Source organism: Desulfovibrio sp. 86, assembly GCF_902702915.1.
GTDB lineage: Bacteria > Desulfobacterota > Desulfovibrionia > Desulfovibrionales > Desulfovibrionaceae > Desulfovibrio.
Genome location: NZ_LR738849.1, coordinates 558,298 through 576,012, shown reverse-complemented (window position 1 = coordinate 576,012; position 17,715 = coordinate 558,298). Strand labels below are relative to the sequence as shown.

The 17,715-nt window shown below is 60.2% G+C and carries 13 protein-coding genes; 3 read left to right on the top strand and 10 right to left on the bottom strand.

All coding sequences use genetic code 11. The features are described from left to right. Nucleotides 1-138 precede the first annotated feature (138 nt). Nucleotides 139-3,105, top strand: a complete 2,967-nt coding sequence (locus DESU86_RS02400; RefSeq protein WP_179979587.1) for a diguanylate cyclase domain-containing protein — start codon at nt 139-141, stop codon at nt 3,103-3,105. A gap of 425 nt (nt 3,106-3,530) precedes the next feature. On the opposite strand, the gene DESU86_RS02395 is transcribed toward DESU86_RS02400, so the two are convergent. From DESU86_RS02395 to rfbF, 4 genes are all read right to left on the bottom strand, one after another. Beyond that, nucleotides 3,531-4,508: a prenyltransferase gene (locus tag DESU86_RS02395; protein ID WP_179979586.1), complete on the bottom strand. Its 978-nt coding sequence runs from the start codon at nt 4,506-4,508 to the stop codon at nt 3,531-3,533. A 2-nt stretch (nt 4,509-4,510) separates the two neighbouring features. Beyond that, nucleotides 4,511-5,008 (bottom strand): dTDP-4-dehydrorhamnose 3,5-epimerase family protein, encoded by a 498-nt coding sequence (locus tag DESU86_RS02390; RefSeq protein ID WP_179979585.1) that lies wholly within the window; start codon nt 5,006-5,008, stop codon nt 4,511-4,513. Next, on the bottom strand, nt 5,008-6,123 hold the full coding sequence (gene rfbG, locus DESU86_RS02385; protein WP_179979584.1) for a CDP-glucose 4,6-dehydratase: 1,116 nt from the start codon (nt 6,121-6,123) through the stop codon (nt 5,008-5,010). The genes DESU86_RS02390 and rfbG overlap by 1 nt, the downstream gene beginning before the upstream one ends. Nucleotides 6,124-6,219: 96 nt before the next feature. Beyond that, nucleotides 6,220-6,984, bottom strand: coding sequence for a glucose-1-phosphate cytidylyltransferase (gene rfbF / locus DESU86_RS02380; protein WP_179979583.1), 765 nt, complete (start codon nt 6,982-6,984; stop codon nt 6,220-6,222). 787 nt (nt 6,985-7,771) lie between these two features. Here rfbF and DESU86_RS02375 point away from each other — a divergent pair. Then, nucleotides 7,772-8,470, top strand: a complete 699-nt coding sequence (locus DESU86_RS02375) for a hypothetical protein (protein ID WP_179979582.1) — start codon at nt 7,772-7,774, stop codon at nt 8,468-8,470. Nucleotides 8,471-8,710: 240 nt separating this feature from the next. Here DESU86_RS02375 and hflX read toward each other — a convergent pair whose 3' ends face one another. Together hflX and DESU86_RS02365 are read right to left on the bottom strand one after the other, a co-directional pair. Continuing rightward, on the bottom strand, nt 8,711-10,237 hold the full coding sequence (hflX, locus tag DESU86_RS02370; RefSeq protein ID WP_232088397.1) for a GTPase HflX: 1,527 nt from the start codon (nt 10,235-10,237) through the stop codon (nt 8,711-8,713). A gap of 251 nt (nt 10,238-10,488) precedes the next feature. Then, complete coding sequence (locus DESU86_RS02365; protein WP_179979580.1) at nt 10,489-11,079, bottom strand: IMP cyclohydrolase; 591 nt, start codon at nt 11,077-11,079, stop codon at nt 10,489-10,491. A 173-nt stretch (nt 11,080-11,252) separates the two neighbouring features. Between DESU86_RS02365 and DESU86_RS02360 the strand changes: the two genes are divergently transcribed. Next, nucleotides 11,253-12,059 carry an exodeoxyribonuclease III gene (locus DESU86_RS02360; RefSeq protein WP_179979579.1) on the top strand — a complete coding sequence of 269 codons (807 nt, stop codon included), beginning with the start codon at nt 11,253-11,255 and terminating at the stop codon, nt 12,057-12,059. A gap of 328 nt (nt 12,060-12,387) precedes the next feature. Here the strand turns inward: DESU86_RS02360 and DESU86_RS02355 are convergent, their stop codons facing one another. The 4 genes from DESU86_RS02355 to DESU86_RS02340 all read right to left on the bottom strand — a co-directional run bounded on the left by DESU86_RS02355 (nt 12,388) and on the right by DESU86_RS02340 (nt 17,708). Continuing rightward, nucleotides 12,388-12,684 carry a pseudouridine synthase gene (locus DESU86_RS02355; protein ID WP_179979578.1) on the bottom strand — a complete coding sequence of 99 codons (297 nt, stop codon included), beginning with the start codon at nt 12,682-12,684 and terminating at the stop codon, nt 12,388-12,390. Between the two features lie 650 nt (nt 12,685-13,334). Next, a complete protein-coding gene (locus DESU86_RS02350; RefSeq protein ID WP_179979577.1) occupies nt 13,335-14,102 on the bottom strand; it encodes a response regulator transcription factor in 768 nt (255 codons plus the stop codon). Between the two features lie 3 nt (nt 14,103-14,105). After that, a complete protein-coding gene (locus DESU86_RS02345; RefSeq protein ID WP_179979576.1) occupies nt 14,106-17,009 on the bottom strand; it encodes a sensor histidine kinase in 2,904 nt (967 codons plus the stop codon). A gap of 33 nt (nt 17,010-17,042) precedes the next feature. Next, on the bottom strand, nt 17,043-17,708 hold the full coding sequence (locus DESU86_RS02340) for a potassium-transporting ATPase subunit C (protein WP_179979575.1): 666 nt from the start codon (nt 17,706-17,708) through the stop codon (nt 17,043-17,045). Between the last annotated feature and the right edge of the window lie 7 nt (nt 17,709-17,715).

Here is a 17,715-nt window from a genome sequence, read left to right as displayed (position 1 = left end):
TTTTCGCTGGGCAAGCCTGCGCGTGGTGTTTGACGCGCCAGAGGCGACTTTTCAAGATATTTTCTAGACAAGCTCCTGTCAGCGCACTACACTGCCGCCATAAAACTGATATTGCCGACCGCAGAAGGATTTCAGGAAATGACCCGGAACACAAAGCGAAAAATCGCCGGAGCAAGCCACAAGGGCAAGGGCCATGACATGCCGGATTCCCGACCCGATACCGCTGTCCAGGCGGAACCGTCCACCGGGACTCCCCAACCCCCGGACTGGGCAGGCTGGATGGAATGGACGGGCGGGACAGAGAATTTTTGGGGCGCGTCAGCGCCTGGCGACAGCGGCCTCACGCGGGAATGGTCTGAACTGCGGGCCATACAAAAGCTGGCCCGTGAAGACCTTATGGAAATGGAAGGGCTGCTGTGCCGCCAGCTGTCGGCGTTCTTGAGCTTCAGCGGTCACGCGCTCTATTTTCCCAGAGAGTGCACCCCGGAAGAACCACGGTTGTTGACGCGCGAGCGCAGGCTGCTTTTGCCCCTGCACTGGGGCGGGCATCAGCTTGGCATGGTCATGCTGCACGGCGTGCGCGTCCGTGAGGTGCGGCCTCTTTTGAAGGTGCTGCCTGCCCTTGCCTCCCTGTGTCTGGAAAATCTGGCCCGCGCCAAGGCCGTGCGCACAGACGCCGTTACCGGCCTTGTCACGGAGGAAAGCCTTTTTGCGCGTATGGAAGGCGAGGCTGAAAGGGTGCGCGCCCATCTTGAAGAGCCTTCCGCGCCGGAAGGTCTTGCCGCCCCCATGTACCGCATGTGTATGGGCATCGTGCTGCTGCGTCTCAGCAACGGGCCTGATATGATCCGGCGGTATGGCTATGCCTTTGGCGAGAATGTCATGCGACAGCTTGCCGCCGCCTGCCGCGCCGTTCTGCCCTCAGACGTGCTTGCCGCGCGGGTGGGAACGCACGAAATGGCGCTTTTGCTTTCCGCCAGCGGGCGTGGCGCGTGCCATAAGCTGGCCTGCGCCGTTCTGGCCCGCATGCAGGCGCTGCGTCCCGCCCCGACCCTGACAAAACAGGGGGTAGCTCCACGCCTGTGCGCCGGGCACGCCCTGTATCCGCAAGATATGCAGGGAGCGGAAATGCGGCTTGGCATGTATGAGCAGGCCCGGCTGCTCATGGCCAGAGCCCGGCTGGCTGCGGATGTCGCTGGTCAGACCGCTGCCGGGGCGGCGGGCAACCGTTTTTGCGAGGGGCGCGTCATGCCTTTTGCCCGCATCCTGCAAGAGGGTGGGCTTGTGCTGGAAGCATTGCCGGTGGGCCGTCTGCGCATCAGTCTTGGGCGACAGGCCAAGGCCCGTGAAGGCATGCGCTTTGCGGTCTGGAGCGCCGAACCCGGCCAGAAGGCGCGCCACAAGGGCGAAGTCGTGCTGCTGCGTGTGGGCGACAGGGATTCCATAGCCGAAATTTTGCATCTGGTAGACACCACGTTTCTGCCCGCGCCCGGCGACAGTCTGGCGCTCCTTGGGCAAAGTCCGGTGCTCAGTCCAGATCTCGACGGACACGATCCCGTGCTGCATTTTTCCGACGCCCAAGGCATGCCATCCGTGCCATCCGTGCCATCCGTGCCGTCCGTACCATCCGTGCCTGCTGGGCAACAGAATGCCGCAGCCGCTCCGCCTGACGAAACCTCTGGGCACGCGCGGCAGCCGATGGAAACGGGTTCCGCCGTCACGGCGGCCAGTCCCGCCCCGGTGGCCAATCCCGCCCCGGCGGGCAGTGCCGCGTCGGCCGCTGGCAAGGCCGCATTCCCTGCCGCGTTCCCTGCCGCAGCCTCAGGAAGCGTCGCAACAGGGCATGCCCAGGCTGCCGCCGAGTCCGCCGCCCGTGCGCCAGCTGCCGCTGCTGCCCCATATACTGCCACAGCCCCAGGCACAGAGACTGCCGTGGACGCCGCGCAGGCCGAACAGGCGGCGCTGTGCGGTCACGGTGATTTTCTCAACCGTTTTGCGCAGGAAAGCGAGCGCCGCGCCCGTTTTGTGCTCGCCATCGTCCGCATGGAAGGCGCGTCAAGCTCCACAGCGGCAACAGCCCTGCATTTGTGGGAAAAGCTGCTGCGCAGGGCCGCCCCGCACGATGCGGGGGCCGCCCCTCTGGCCGGGCTTTATGGCAGCAACAGCCTGATTTTTTTCCACCCCGGTTCAGAGCCGCAGAACGTCGTGCCCCTGTATGAATCCCTGTGCTCGGCCCTGAAAGACGCAGGTGTCGATGCCGCTGCGGGTCTGGCCGCCTTTCCCTTTTTGCAATATCGCAAAGCCGAAATGCCCGACTGCGCCCTCAGAGCTCTGGAATATGCCCTTCTTCTGCCGCACCCAAGAGTGGGGCAATGCAACTCGCTGGCCCTGAACATCAGCGCCGACCGGCGTTACAGCCTTGGCGACGTGTTCGGCGCGCTTGAGGAATACAAGCTGGCCCTGCTGGCGGACGAAACCAACGTCATGGCCTGGAACTCCCTTGGTGTGTGCATGGCGGCCCTGGGTCGCAGGCATGAGGCGCGCAGGCATTTTCTTGAGGCCCTGCGCCACAAGCCGGACGAAGGCACAGCCACGCAAATCAACTACAATCTTGGCAATGTCTGCCAAAGTCTGGGTGAGCGCCGCGCCGCCGCGCGCTATTACCGCCAGTGCGTCAAGACAGCGCCCGACCATCTGTTTGCCCATATACGTCTCGGGCAGTTGTGCGAGCAGAGCGGCAGAAGGGCCGAAGCCCGCCGCTATTACGAACTGGCCGCCGCCATTGAAGACGCCGCCCCCGGACGTCCCGGCGTGGCCAGGCGGCATCTGGCCCGTGTGGCCGCCCGGCAGCGCAAGGGCGGCGAAGCCCGTGAACTGCTGCACGAAGCCTTGCTGCGCAATCCGCAGGACGCAGCCTCCATGCTGCTGCTGGCCAATATCTACCTTGACGGCAACGAAGACCCGGCCATGGCCGAACTGCTGGCTCGCAAGAGCGCGGGTCTGCACGACAGACCTGAGGCATGGCAGACCCTGGCCCGCGCCCTGCGAGCCCTGGACCGTGAAGACGAGGCCCGGCTGGCCGAAGCCAGAGCCGTGCTGGGCTGAGAAGCAAAACGAGTTGTTTTTTTACGAAAAAAGGGGCGGCCTGTGCCGCCCCTTTTTCGTGCTTCAGGGTGCTATTATTGTGTGGTGTTTTGTGGGGGAGGGACCCTTTTGCAAAAGGGTCTCCTCCCCCACGCCCCCACCCCCTAAAACCTTCATTGGTGAGCATTTTCATGTGGAAAGCGCTCTGGAGGCTACAGGGGGGGTAGGCGTTCACCCTAGAGCAGTTTACGAATGAAATGAGTTAAATGCTCTGCAAGGATTTTTCTGAAAAATCCTTGCCACGAAATGCGAGCAGGCAGGCTTTTGCCTGCCGTACGCGAGCATTTCAAGTGTTAAATGCTCTAATGGCGTAAGCGGGATTTTTTAGTCGGTCAGGAGTCGAGGCGAGGATACGTCGAGAATATCCATCCTCAACGGAGGATTGCCTAAAGGGCCACACCCACAATGAGCGCCGCGCCGCTCAAAAGGTAGCACTTGCGCACCAGATGCCCGTATGCGTCCAGGGGCAGCCAATCGCCGGACTGCGCCGCCTCGATATGGCGGCAGGCCCGCCAATAGAAGGGCAGGCCCAGCAGGGCCAGCGCCACAGGCCAGCCCGCCAGCCCGGCCGCCCACAGGTTGAGCAGCAGCAGCCACACGGCGGGCCACCACAGGCGGAAGACAAGCGCGGCCTTGTCCTTGCCCAGCGTGTTGGCCAGAGTGTGTTTGCCGGCGGCAAAATCTGTTTCGATTTCAGGCAGGCTCTGGTAATACAACACGCCCGCCACCATAAGCCCTATGGGAAGCGCCAGCGCCATGCTGCGCGGGTCAAAACTTTGCAGCAGCAGGGACGTGCTGGCGCAGACCATGATAAAGCCCATGTTCAGGCAGACGAAAAGTTCACCCAGCGCCCTGTGCCCGTAACGCAGGGGCGGGGCCACATAAAAAAAGGCCGAGGCCACGGCAAAAAGGCTCGCGGCCCACAAAGCGCAGCGCAAACCTGCGGGCGTCATGGCTATGAGCAGTCCGCCCACGGCAAGCGTGGCGGGGGTAAGCAGCAGAAGCGCCACGGAAAGCTGGCGGGGGCTGATGGAACCGTTCTGGATAACGCGCGATCCGCCGATATTGTCGCCGCCGTCCACACCAAGAATATGGTCGAAAAGGTCATTGGCAAAGTTGGCTATGGTCAGCCCCATAAAGCAGCCGAGCAGAAGAAGTCCGTAAACGGTCCACTGCCGTGGGCTGATCTGCCCCTCAAGGCGAAAGGCAAAGGCCAGGGCCAAGGTTACCGGTATGGCCGCCGTGATGAAGAAGGGCGGTCGGCAGGCTTGCCACCATGCGCGCAACGTCGCTGCGCCCGACAGGCGAGGAGCGTCGTCGGGCCGCCCTTGCCAGGCGGCCCGCAACAGATTGCTGTATGCCATGGCTATGCCTTTTCCGCGCTCCAGGCGTAGGGAATGGAAGGATCATCCACGGGCAGGCGCTGGCCTTCTGTCGGATCGTGGGGAATGTCCGCGCAGTTGCAGATGAGGGCAGGCGCGTCGCCCATGGCCGTGAAGCCGTACCACACGCCCGTGGGGATGCGCAGCAGGGCGTAGTTGTCCGGCCTGCCCAGGGCCAGTTCGCACAAAACGCCCCTCGTCGCGGAGCCTTGCCTGTCATCGTACAGCACGATGCGCAAAAGGCCGGAAGGAACGGCAAAATGCTGTACCTGGCGGGTATGGCGCTTCCATGCCTTGACGTGGCCGGGCAGAACTTCGGAAAAATATATTTCCCCGAAGCACTGGTGAAAATCGGGCAGCAGGGCGGATTCGGGGCGCAGCATATGCATCACAGGGCCGCCGGGAGTGGGGATCACCGCCAGCGGTTGCAGCAATGCGCCTTCAATGCCCACATCCTGCGCCATACTTTCTGTGGCTTCCATTACTTTACCCACACCTGTCCGCGCTGTTCGGCGGCGTTCACATAGGCCGAAATCTGGCCCAGCGTGAAGTCCAGCATGTTCTGCGGTTTTTTTCCGCCCTCGCCCTGATAGAAGCAATGGTACCACTCCGCAGTGTAGCGGATGGTTTCTTCAAAATTGAGCGTGGCCTTCCAGCCCAGGTGGGCCAGGGCTTTGTCGCAGCAAAGCTTGAGCAGGGTGCATTCCTTCATGCCGGCCTGTCCGGCCTTGTCCATTTCGCTGTTGAAGCCGGGCCAGTGCATGGCCAGGGCTTCAACCACCTCGGCCACGGTATTGTTCACATCAGCGGCGGGGCCGAAGTTGTACGCCTGGCCGCGCAGGTCAAAGGGGCTGTTCTGACCGAGCAGAAGACGCGCGCCCAGCCACAGATAGCCAGAAAGCGGCTCCAGAACCAGCTGCCAGGGGCGGGTGGCCCAGGGGCTGCGGATCTGCACCGGCTGGCCTGCGGCCCAGGCACGGGCGCAGTCGGGCACAATGCGGTCTGTGGCCCAGTCTCCGCCGCCGATGACATTGCCCGCGCGCACCGTGGCGCAGGCCGGGCCGTCCTTGAAAAAGCTCTCGAAGTAGGAATGCGCGATGATTTCGGCGCAGCTTTTGGAGGCGGAGTAGGGATCGTGCCCGCCAAGATGGTCGGTTTCGCGGTAGCCCCACACCCATTCGTCATTGCGGTAGCATTTGTCCGAAGTGATCATGACCACAGCGCCAACGTCGGGGCAGGCGCGCACGGCTTCCAGCATGTTGAGCGTGCCCATCATGTTGGACTCAAAGGTGAGCGCCGGATCGTCATAGGATTTGCGCACCAGAGCCTGGGCGGCCAGATGGAAGACCGCGTCCGGGCGGAACTGGCGCACGGCCCGCACCATGGCGTCGCGGTCGCGTATGTCGCCGCGCAGGTCGGCCTCAAGGTGCGCGCCAAGGTTCATGGCGCTGTAATGCGAAGGGTGGGTGGGCACGTCGTCGGAAAAGCCGCCCACCACCGCGCCCATCTGGCTCAGCCATGCCGCCAGCCAGGAGCCTTTAAAGCCCGTGTGCCCGGTTACGAAAACCCGGCGTCCCTTATATGCGTTGGCAAACATGGTTTGCTCCTTCAGAAATGGTTGCAGCGCGACAGGATGGAGGCTGGCGCGATGATGCTCCGCTCCGTCCTGACGCGCCTGACGTGAAACGCGGGTTTACACCCAGAAAGCGCGTCCGGAGTCCCAAAGCTCGTTGAGCTTGATGGAGTCGCGCAGCGTGTCCATGCACTGCCACTGGCCGGGATGCGGGTACATTGAAAGCTGCCCTTCGGCCGCGAGCTTTTGCAGGGGTTCTTTTTCAAGGTCGCAGCTTTCATCCTCGGTGAGGTAGTCCAGAAATTCGCGCTTGAAGACAAAAAAGCCGCAGTTGATGTATTCGTCCAGCACGGGCTTTTCTTCCCATGAAAGAATTTTGCCCTGGTCGTCGGTACGCACTGTGCCGAAACGCGAGGGCATGCGCACGCCCGTGAAGGTGCCGATGCTGCCGGACTGCTTGTGGAACTCGATGAGCTTGTACAGGTCGATGTCGGCCACGCCGTCGCCATAAGTGACCATGAAGCTGTCGGTGTCAATATATTTGGCCACGCGTTTGAGACGGCCGCCCTTGAGGGTGTCCTCGCCGGTGTCGCACAGGGTGACGCGCCAGTCTTCAATGTGACTGGGGTAGGTGGTGATGTCTCCGTTTTTCAGATCAACGGTAAAATCCGTGTTGCGGATATTGTAGTCATGAAAATACTGTTTTATGACCTGCCCCTTGTAGCCCAGCGGCAGCACAAAATCCTTGAAGCCGAAGCGGGCATAAATGGACATGATGTGCCACAGCACGGGCCGTCCGCCGATCTCGACCATTGGCTTGGGTTTGACCGAGGTTTCTTCGCGCAAGCGCGTGCCCTTGCCGCCACACATAATAATGACTTTCATGTAAGTGCCTCCTGACGCTGCGCCTCAGTCACAATGCCGTGCGCTGCTCGTGGCCCATGTGTAGCAGAAGGCCGGGAGGAAAAAAAGCCCTGTGGCGGGGCGGCGGCCCCCTTGCGTTGGAGAGCTTTCACCTTGCAAGGCTGCCCGTCCGCCGCGTGCGCAGGGGCGCGCCGTGGCTGCGCAAAGGCGGTGTAGCCGCGCTGTTACGCGCCAAAGTGGCCGTTTTGAGACGTTGCAAAGATATATTTTTAAAGTTGATTTGCTCTGTCGCGCGCGAAAGGGTATAGAAAGCTTGTGGCGTTCCAGATTCGCTGTTGATGCAGTCTGGCGTGTGACCGGGCAATCTCGAAAAGACATTGCCTGCACGTCTTCATGCGGGCAGTAGTCGCAAAGGCGCAAGTGCTGTTTTATGACGCTGTTTTCCGGCGCTGTTGCGCAATAAGATAACCAACGTGAACCTTTGGGGATGCCTGTTCTCTAGAATATTTTAGCATTGAGAATATCTATTCTCAATGCTTCCAAGCCGCCCGCGTTGGCGCGCAACAGCGCAAATAAATTGCGCTTGCGCCTTCGCGGCGGGCGTCTGCTCACGCAGCCGCCAGAGCAATTTCAAAGTGAAATCGCTCTAGAGCAGTTTACGAATGAAATGAGTTAAATGCTCTGCAAGGATTTTTCTGAAAATCCTTGCCACGAAATGCGAGTAGGCGGGCTTTTGCCTGCCGTACACGAGCATTTCAAGTGTTAAATGCTCTAAGTTGAAATGCTGTATATTTGCCAAGGGGTATGTATGAAAATAGGTAGCCGTTCCTCGCGTTATTTCTTTGTCTTGATTATCCTGGCGGCGCTGGTGGCCGCCTGCGTAGCCTCCGGGCCGCAAAAAGCGCTTGACGGCATGGCCGAGGCTTTGAAAAAGAATGATAGTGCCGCCTTTCTGGCTGGTATGGATATGAAGAGCTTTGCCAATAATGAAATGAAGAATCTTGCCAAGGAAGAAGCCCCACTGGGACTTTTGGACAGCCTGGGCCGTTCGCTCGGCATTGGCGGTATGGATGAGATTTTGGGCAGCATCGTGGATATGGAGTCTCGTCTGCACAACCAGTTCAACCGTGGCGTCAGCACGGGAGAGCTTATGGCCCAATGCCGTGAGGTTGAGACTCCCAACTGCCCCTGGGTGCCTGAAAGCCTGAATAACGCCAAGATTACGGAAATCGGCTCCGCCGCCGCCGTGGCCCAGGTGACCACCCCCGCCCGCATGACAAGCTGGCTTGCCTTGCGCAAGGTTGGCGACAAATGGCTGGTGGTGGGACGGGCCGTGATGGAAAGCACGGCCCGCCAATATGCCGCCGCAAAAAGCGCGCCTGATGCCCCCGCCGTCCCCGCTGCGCCTGCCACGCCTGATGAACCCAAGCCGCAGCCCGCGCCGGAAAAACCCGCTCCCGGGCAGGACACTATGGCTGGCGATACGCAGGGCGTCACCAAAATTTAGGGAAACGCTGATTTATTCCGTTTGGCGGCGTTGCTTCACTTTTTTTGAAGCAGTCGAGGACGGAAGAGTCCACTCCTGCTTCAAAAAAAGATCGCGCCTTGCCAAACGAAATAACTGCGCGTTTCCAGGAGGCTCTTTAATCAGTGCTTCCTTAGAAAGATGTAGATCAAACAGACAGAGCAGAGAGCCCTTGAAATGCTTCACATTTCAAGGGCTCTCTAGGTTAAATGCTACTCTGATCTAGTTAAGACTGTACGGAACGTCTTCAACAATGGTTGTGGCCTCGTGCAGCAGGCGCATTTCAAGCTCTTCCAGCAGCACCTTGCAACCTTCGCCTGTTTTGGCGGTGATGGGCAGGGCAAGGGGAAAGGCGTCGGCCAGTTCCGCCCTGGCGGGGGCTTCCAGCTGATCCCATTTATTGAGGATGAGCAGGCGCGGCACGCGGTCAAGCTCCATTTCGGCCAGTATGGTTTCCACGGCGTTGATCTGCTGCAAAAGGTCTGGATGCGAGGCGTCGGCCACATGCAGAAGCAGTTGGGCCGCCTCCAGTTCTTCAAGGGTGGCGCGAAAGGCGTCCATAAGTTCCTTGGGCAGATTGCGGATGAACCCTACGGTGTCGGCCAGAATAAGCTCTTTTTCGGCGGGAAAGCGCAGCCGCCGCGTGGTGGGATCAAGGGTGGCGAAAAGCTTGTTCTCGGCCAGTACCTCGGAGCGGGTGAGCGTATTGAGCAAGGTGGACTTGCCCGCATTGGTGTAGCCCACAAGGGCGGCCAGGGGGATGCCCTGACGTGAGCGGCGCGCCCTGGTAAAGGAGCGCTGGCGGCGCAACTGGTCAAGTTCCTTGCGGATGCGGGCCATGCGATCGCGTATTTTGCGGCGGTCGGTCTCAAGCTTGGTTTCGCCGGGGCCGCGTCCGCCGATGCCGCCCATGAGGCGGTCCATGGCGCGGTTTTTGCCCACAAGGCGCGGCTGGGTGTAGCGCAGCTGGGCCAGTTCCACCTGCAACTTGCCCGCGCGGCTTACGGCGTGCTGGGCAAAGATATCAAGAATAAGCTGGGTGCGGTCTATGACCTTGCGTTCGGTGATGTCAGCCAGATTGTGCAATTGCGAGGGCGAAAGCTCGCCGTCAAAGATCAGCATGCCCGCTCTGCCTTGCAGGGCCAGCACTTCAAGCTCCGCCACTTTGCCCCTGCCCATGATAAGGCGCGGATTCACCTGGGTCACGCGCTGCACCATGCGCCCGGCCACGGTCAGGCCGGCGGTGCGCGCCAACTCGCCCAGTTCGTCCAGATTGCGCTCCTGAATGATGCGGGGCACAGCAGCCACGGAAACCAGCAGGACTCGCGGGCTGCCGTCCGCCTCCTTGGCGTCTTCGGCCCTGCGGGACAGTTCTTCTTCCAGCGCTTCGGCCGTGTCCGTCATATGGGCTGCCGTGCGGTCCCAGGGGCGGGGCTGGTCAAGGTGATAGGCCTGGCCGTTGACGCTGGAGGGCAGGAGGTGCGCCGCCTGCCACTGCACTGGGTCGCCCACGGGATTGACCGTAAGCGCGATGACGGCGTCCAGCCGCAGGAAGAGCATGTCCATGAGGTCTTCCTGGCTGATGCCGCCGGGGGTCAGGTGCGTGTGCAGGAGACGCAGGCCGCGCAGGCGTTCATTGCCGCTGCGGCCTCTGGGCAGTTCGGGAATCAATATGCTGCCCGGCTCGCCCACAATGACCATCTGCACGCGGCCCTTGCGGTCTATGAGCAGGCCAACCTGCCGTCCCACGGCGCGTGAAAGCAGGGCCAGTTCACGCGCCTGCTCCACCGTATAGACGTCTTCCGCCGGAAAACGGCGGTTGAACAAACGGTTGAGGGCGGTAAGCTGGCTCGGTTTCAGCCCCTGTACATTGCCTTCTGGTTTTGGAATGGTCGGCTCCTGACGGGCGTGTGTTTTTGCATTTCCTGCGGCCGGAGGACTGGTTCGGCGGCCGTGGCTTGGAAAAAACGGGGCGGCGGGGCCGCCCCGTGGCATGACGGTTAGGGACGAAGGTAGGATGTGATGAGGGCGTCGTAGCGCGAAGTGGCCTCAAAGGCCCTGGAAGCCATAATCTGGCGAAATTCCAGGCTAACGCCGTTATTGTGAGCGCGCATTTCGTCCATGGCCACTGGGTACCACTGGGGCGAGGACAGCACAAGAACGCTGTGAAAGTTCTTAGCCGCAGCCCGCAGCATACACGGGCCGCCGATGTCGATTTCTTCCACGGCTTCTTCAAGCGAAAGGTGCCGCTCCACCGCGCCCGCAAAGTCGTAGAGGTTGACGCAGACAAGGTCAAAAGGACGTATGCCCTTTTCGGTCAGGGTCTGCATGTGGGATTCTTCGTCCTTGTTGGCTAGAATGCCTGCGTGAATCTTGGGGTGCAGGGTCTTTACCCGGCCGCCGAGAATTTCGGGGAAACCGGTTACCGTGCTTACCGCGGTGACGGGCAGCCCCGCCGCCTCCAGCACTTTCTGGGTGCCGCCGGTGGAGATAAGCTCCACGCCGCGGGCTGTCAGAAAAGTGGCGAATTCCACAAGGCCGCTTTTGTCCGTGACGCTCAATATGGCGCGTCTGATGGGCAAAATTTCCATGAAGCGACTCCTAAATTTCATGGGCTCATGCGCCGGAAAGCCCGGCGCTGCGTGATGCAACCCAGGCTTATTACTACAGCAAAGCTTCTTTTTGCGCAATCGGCAACACTGTATCCGTTTCCGGCGAGCTTGCGGGGTCGGCCCAGCAAGGCTATGCTTTGGCCGGAGGTTTTATGCAGTTCAAACTTGTATCCTGGAACGTCAACGGCCTGCGTGCGGTATCCGCCAAGGCTGAATGGGACTGGTTCACGCAGACCGATGCGGATGTGGTGGCCCTGCAAGAAACCAAGGCCCACCCCGAACAACTGGACGAGACCGTGCGCGAGCCTGCGGGCTGGGAATCCCGCTGGGCGTCCAGCAGTGTAAAAAAGGGCTATTCCGGCGTGGCCGTATACAGCCGCAGACCTTTTTTGTCGTGCAGCGCGGAACTGCCGCAGCCCGAATATCAGGGTGAGGGGCGTCTGCTGCATCTGGAATACCCGGCATTTCATTTTTTTAACGGTTATTTCCCCAACGGCGGCGCTGAAGAGCTGGACGAAAACGGCAAACCCACAGGCGCATTCAAGCGGGTGTCCTACAAAATGGGCTATTTCGAGGCGTTTCTGGCCTATGCCGAAGAATGCCGTAAAACAAAACCCATTGTGGTCTGCGGCGATTTCAACATCGCGCACCGGCCCATTGATCTGGCCCGCCCCAGGCAGAATGAAAAAAATACGGGCTTTCTGCCCGAAGAACGGGCCTTTATGGATCGTTTTCTTGCCATGGGCTATGTGGACACGTTCCGTCATGTGCACGGCGACGCGCCCGACAACTATTCTTGGTGGTCGTACAAGAGCCGAGCGCGCGAAAAGAACGTGGGCTGGCGCATTGACTACTTTTTCGTGTCGCAGGAGCTTGCGCCCGCCATCCGCGACGCCTGGATCGAGCAGGACGTGTACGGCTCGGACCATTGCCCTGTGGGCCTGAGCCTTGAGGTGTAGGGCTGCCCGCAAGGGCGTATAACACCGCCCAGAACGCAAGAACCGCCTTTGTTCTCCTGTACGAAAGGGGAGGCAAAGGCGGTTCTTGCGTTCTGGGCAAAGAGAAACGCACCGTCAAAATAATGGACTTCTATAGCAGATTAACTTTGAAATGCTTCACATTTCAAAGTTTTCATTCAGCCGAAAAATGCGATTTCCGGCTGAATCCACGCCACGTTGTGGCGCGCTGTACTTTCGTACAGCGTTAGAGCATTTGCACTTTTTCAAAGTAAAAATGCTCTAAGCAAGACTGCCTTTGAAATGTGAAGCATCTCAAAGGGAATCCGCTCTAGTCGAGCAGCCCCAGAAGCCGCGCCACGCGCTGCTCATTGAGGCCGGAGTGCGCCTGCATCAGTTCCTGGCTGTGCTGGGCGGCTTCTTCTTCCACCTGGGCAAGGGCCTGGGTCATTTCTTCATTGTTGAGCATGTGCGGCGTTTCCGTGACCGGGGGCTTCAACTCGGGCGCAGCGGATGCTTCGGTTCCGGCCTCGGCCTTTTGGGCGGGCAGCATGGCGTTCACCCTTTCCTGAAATGTGGGGAACAACATTCCCATGTCATTATTGCGAAAACGGAATTCCAGTTCCACAGGCTTTCTCCTTATGCTGGCGTTTCCTGTTCTGTCGGGGTAGTGCGGAAACGATGGGCGGCAAAATTGACCCTTCGGGGTCGTGCGCAGCTTTTTAAGCAAAATTTGTGCCTTGAAGGATATCGCAAGCATGCCCACCACGGGGCTGTGGAACGCCACGGCGTCTGCGACGCGGGACGGAGCGGCCGTTTGTCGCAAGACGCGCGGGACGGAGCGGCCGTTTGTCGCAAGACGCGCTGGAGAGGACAGGGCAGCGCGGGGCGTTACGACGGCGCTGTTATCCTGTGAGGGAAAACGCGCCTGACGCTAACGCGCCAATTTTTTTACGCAAAAAAACCGCCCTGCTTTGATGCAGCGCGGCAACGCGTTGAGCCTCTTCAAGCTCCAGGATTTGTAGAGTGATCTGCCTGTTGGAATGTACACCTACGACCAGCCGAAAAGCGCGGAACTGTCAATTTGTTCGCGCGGCGTTTGATCTGCGTGGGCGCATACCCTGTGCCGCCGCATGCATGCCAAAGGCTTCTACATCAATGGTGGCCGAGAATTTTGGCATGAACAGGCAGCGCAGCATAGCAAGGTTGCACAATGCCTTCGGAATGCCGTCAAATGGGGGTGCGATGTTGCTGGCGACAGTCTTACCCGCTGGACAGCTACACTTCCGGTGGGGCTTCAAGGCGTCCCATGCGGTAGCCAACCCCAACATGGGTATGAATGCAGTTGCACTGCGGAGAGACAGCTTCCAGCTTTTTGCGCAAGGTAGCCATGAATACGCGCAGGGAAGGTAAATTCTGGGGCAGGGTGGAGCCCCAGACGGCCTGGAGGATTGTTCTGTGCGTCAGCACCTTGCCCGCGTTATGGGCAAGCAGGCACAAGAGTTTGTACTCCATGGGGGCAAGGCGCACGTCCTGTCCGTCAACGGTCACACAGCCCGCCGCGAAGTCAATGCGCAGGGGGCCGTTTTCAAAGATGCTTTGATCGCGGTTCATGTTGCCGCGTTCATAGCGGATGCGGCGCAGGGCGGCCCGAAGTCGCGCCAGCAGTTCATCAACACTGAAAGGTTTTGTCAGGTAGTCGTCGGCGCCGGCATCCAGCGCGGCCACTTTGTCGTCGTCTTCGCTGCGGGCGCTGAGAACAATGATGGGCGTCATGGTCCACTGCCGCACGGCGCGAATAATATCCACGCCATCCATATCGGGCAGCCCCAGGTCAAGCAGGATTACATCGGGATTCGAGGCAGAAGCTGCTGCAAGGGCTTCGCGTCCCGTTGCGGCGGCAAGAAAGGACATGCCGTGGCTTTCAAGGGTGGCCGTCACAAGAGCGCGAATGGCCTTGTCGTCTTCCACCACAAGGATACGTTCTGGAATTTCAATGGCCTGTTGCGCGTTTGGGGTAGTCTGAAAAGGCGAATCGTGCGGCATGGGTCAGCCCTGTTTGGGTTCTGTTGCAAGCGGTGGAGCGGAATTTGTCGTTTGTTCGCCGTAGCCCGTCTCTCTTGGCAGCGTCAGCGAAAACACGGCGCCACGGGGCGTATTGTCGAACACCTGTATGTCGCCGCCGTGGGCCCGGACAATGCTGCGGCACAAGGCCAGCCCAAGCCCCATGCCCCGCCTGCCGTCGCCTTTTTTTACTGCTGCGGCATGGAACATGTCAAAGATACGATTTTTTTCTTCATTGGAAATGCCCGGCCCGTCATCAGCCACTGCCACGCGTGCCCATGGCCCGTCGGCCAGAGCGCGTACATGTATGGCAGTGCCCTCAGGGGTGTATTTGACCGCGTTGTCCAGCAGGTTGACGAGCACCTGCACCATAAGTCGCGCATCCATGCGGGCCATGAGCAGCGTGTCGGGGATTTCCGCCCGTAGAACGTGCCGAGCGGCGCGGCGGTTTGTTATATTCATGGCCTCGCAGATAACGTCCTCAAGCAGTTCCGGCTCAAGGCGCAAGGTAAAGCCCTGTTGTTCAAGGCGTGTCAGAGCCAGCAGGTTTTCCACCATGCCCACCAGATAGCGGGCGTCCTCCTCAATGGCCGTTGCCAGTTGCGCGCGTTGTTCCGGGTTTTCCGCAAGGCTGTCGCGTCCCGCCAGAATAGCCGCGTTGCCGCAAATACTGGTCAAAGGCGTGCGCAGATCGTGCGAAATGGAACGCAGCACATCCGCCCGCAGCTTCTCCTGCTGGGCGTGGGCGGCTATTTGGGCATTGGCGCGGCCAAGGCGCTCTTTTTCCAGGGCCATGGCGCATTCGCCCGCCAATGCCAGGACAAGATTCTTGCTGGCCGCATCCGCCAGTGATCCCGGATGGTTCGCGTGGAAATCCAGTGCGGCGACGGCAAGAACCTCCGTCTGACTGCGGATGGGAACAAAACTCCGTTGCGCGCCAGGCAGGGAATCCGTTCCTGCCCCTGCAGGGCGTCCGTTTTTGGCAACCCATTCCGCCACGGCTCGCTCATCCTTGCCGTACGTCGGGCTTTTATCGGCGCTTACCACTCTGTCATCACGGCGTTTTTTACCAGCCACGAGCGCTTTTTTTTCAAGGTACGGACCTGCATTCATGCCATGTGAAAAGTTGATTCCTGGTTCCAGGCGGCCATTGCGGACGGGGTATATGGTTGCCTCGCAAGCAAGCAGGGTGCTGAACTGACGGGCGGCTTCCGCAAGGATGTCTTCTTCATTGGCCGCTTTTTGCAGTCTGCGGCTATTGCCCAGGAGCAGTTCTGTATGCAGTGCCCTGGCCGCGCTGCGCCGGGCCTGACTTCTGGCTCGGGTGGTAATGGCGCTGGTCGCCACCGAAACCATGAGCGTGGCTATGAAGAGGCTCAGATAGTCCACGTCATACACGGTAAAACTGAACCGTGGCGCTACAAACAGAAAATCAAACAGGGCCACGCCAGCAATGGATGCGGCCACACCGTACCATGGGCCAGAAGTAAGAATGGAAACGCCCAGCACGCCCAGCATATACAGTCCTGCGATACCGGAATTGGGCATGTCCAATGAAAACATCAAAAATCCGGCGCAGGTGCATACAGAAAGCAGGAGCGCGGTAATCGCCCATTGCCGCCACGAAAGCGGAATGGTGTTCCGCAGGGTGCGCAGGGCCGCACCCATGGGGCTGTTGTGCTGCCGCCCGTCCCCGGCAGTTTTTGCGTCGGGAATAATATAGGTTTCCATTTCCGGGGCGAGTTCGGCCAGGCGTTCCACCAGGGTTTTCCCCTTGCGTGGGGGCCAGCCTCCGGTGGGTGAACGGCCCACCACAATTTTGCTCACGCCGCTCAAGCGGGCGTATTCGGCAATTTGCGTTGGAATGTCCTCACCCTGCAAGGTGACGATGGCCGCGCCCAGATCTTCGGCCAGACGGGTGTTTTCTCGCAGGGTCTTTCGGCTTTTGGCGCTGTCACGGTTTGCGGATTCGTTTTGCACGAACAGGGCGGTAAAATCGGCGTGAAAAGCCTCCACCATGCGCGCGGCGGTGCGAATGACGCGGGCGTTGCTGGGCGCGCCCGAAAGACAGATGAGAATATGTTCCTTGATCTGCCGTTTTGCCCCGCCACCGTTGATGTCGGCGGGCAGTGCGCGCCGGTTGATGCGGTCGGCCATGCGCCGCAGCGCCAGTTCACGCAGGGCTATGAGGTTCGCGGGCAGAAAAAAGTGCCCCAGCGCGCGCTGCACCTGAGATTCAGCATAGATCTTGCCTCTGCGCAGCCGGGCCATGAGCTCGTCTGGCTCCAGATCCACCAGTTCCACATGGTCAGCGCCGTCAAACACGCTGTCGGGCACGCGTTCGCGCACCATAACGCCGGTCATGGCGGCCACCACATCATTGAGGCTTTCCAGATGCTGCACGTTGACGGTTGTCCAGACGGATATGCCCGCTTGCAGCAGCTCTTCCACATCCTGATGCCGTTTGCGGTTGCGGCAACCTTCGGCATTGGAGTGCGCGAGTTCGTCCACGAGGGCTATTTCTGGCCTGAGGGACAGCACTGCGTCCACGTCCAACTCGTTGAGCGACATATTCCGGTAAGGCAGAACCAGCGGCGGAACACTTTTCAGCCCATCCAGCAGGGCCGCAGTTTCAGGCCGGGGATGCGGCTCGACGTATCCCACAGCCACGTTTTGCCCTTGTTCTGCGGCGGTGTGGGCCGCCCGGAGCATGGCGTATGTTTTGCCCACCCCTGCCGCGTAGCCGAAAAATATCTTGAGCGTGCCGCGTGGCGGAAAAGCGCCTCCAGGCCGCGCAGCATCCGCTGTAAGCGGGGTGTTGCCGGGTTCCGCTTGTCGCAACTGCGCCAGCAATGCGTCTGGAGATGGACGGGAATAGCTTTCTGCCATGACTTTTCCGTAACTGGCTGAAGGGTGAAAGGGTTAGCGCGCAACCGCCGTCGCCCTGGCCCCGGTTTGCGGCGAAGTACCGCCATCGCGGGAAGCGGCGCGCCCACTGGGCAGCAGCCCGTCAAGCGCCAGATTGACCTTGAGCACATTCACCCTGGGTTCACCCAACAGCCCCAGGGTTCGTCCTTCAGTATACATGGCAATGGTACGGCGTACCTCAACAAGCGTAAAGCCCGTGGCGCGGGCCAGCCTTTCCGCCTGGTATTCTGCCGCTGCGGGCGAAATATGCGGGTCAAGGCCGCTGGCAGATTCCGTCACGAGATCGACCGGCACAGGCGTGCCCGCTTTTTCCGGGTGGGCGTTCCTGACATGGTCAAGCCGGGTTTGCAGATTTGCCGCGTATTCTGCGGTGGCAGGGCTTTTGTTGCTGGGCCCGGCATAGAGCAGCGGCTTGCTGTTGGCGGAATATGTGGAAACGTCCACACTGACGGGGCGGCCCCACAAGTGGTTGGGGGCGTTGAAGGGCTGGCCCAGCAGGGTGCTGTATGCCTTGCCGTTGATTGTTATGATGCTGCCCCCGACCTGAAAGGGAAAAAGAGCCTTGCCTGCAGCCGTGACAATCACGGTGTAGGCACATGTAAGAATGGTCAGAAGCGCCAGAAAAACCACAGCGCGGCGTAGTACTGTCAAGGTGTGCATGTGTATT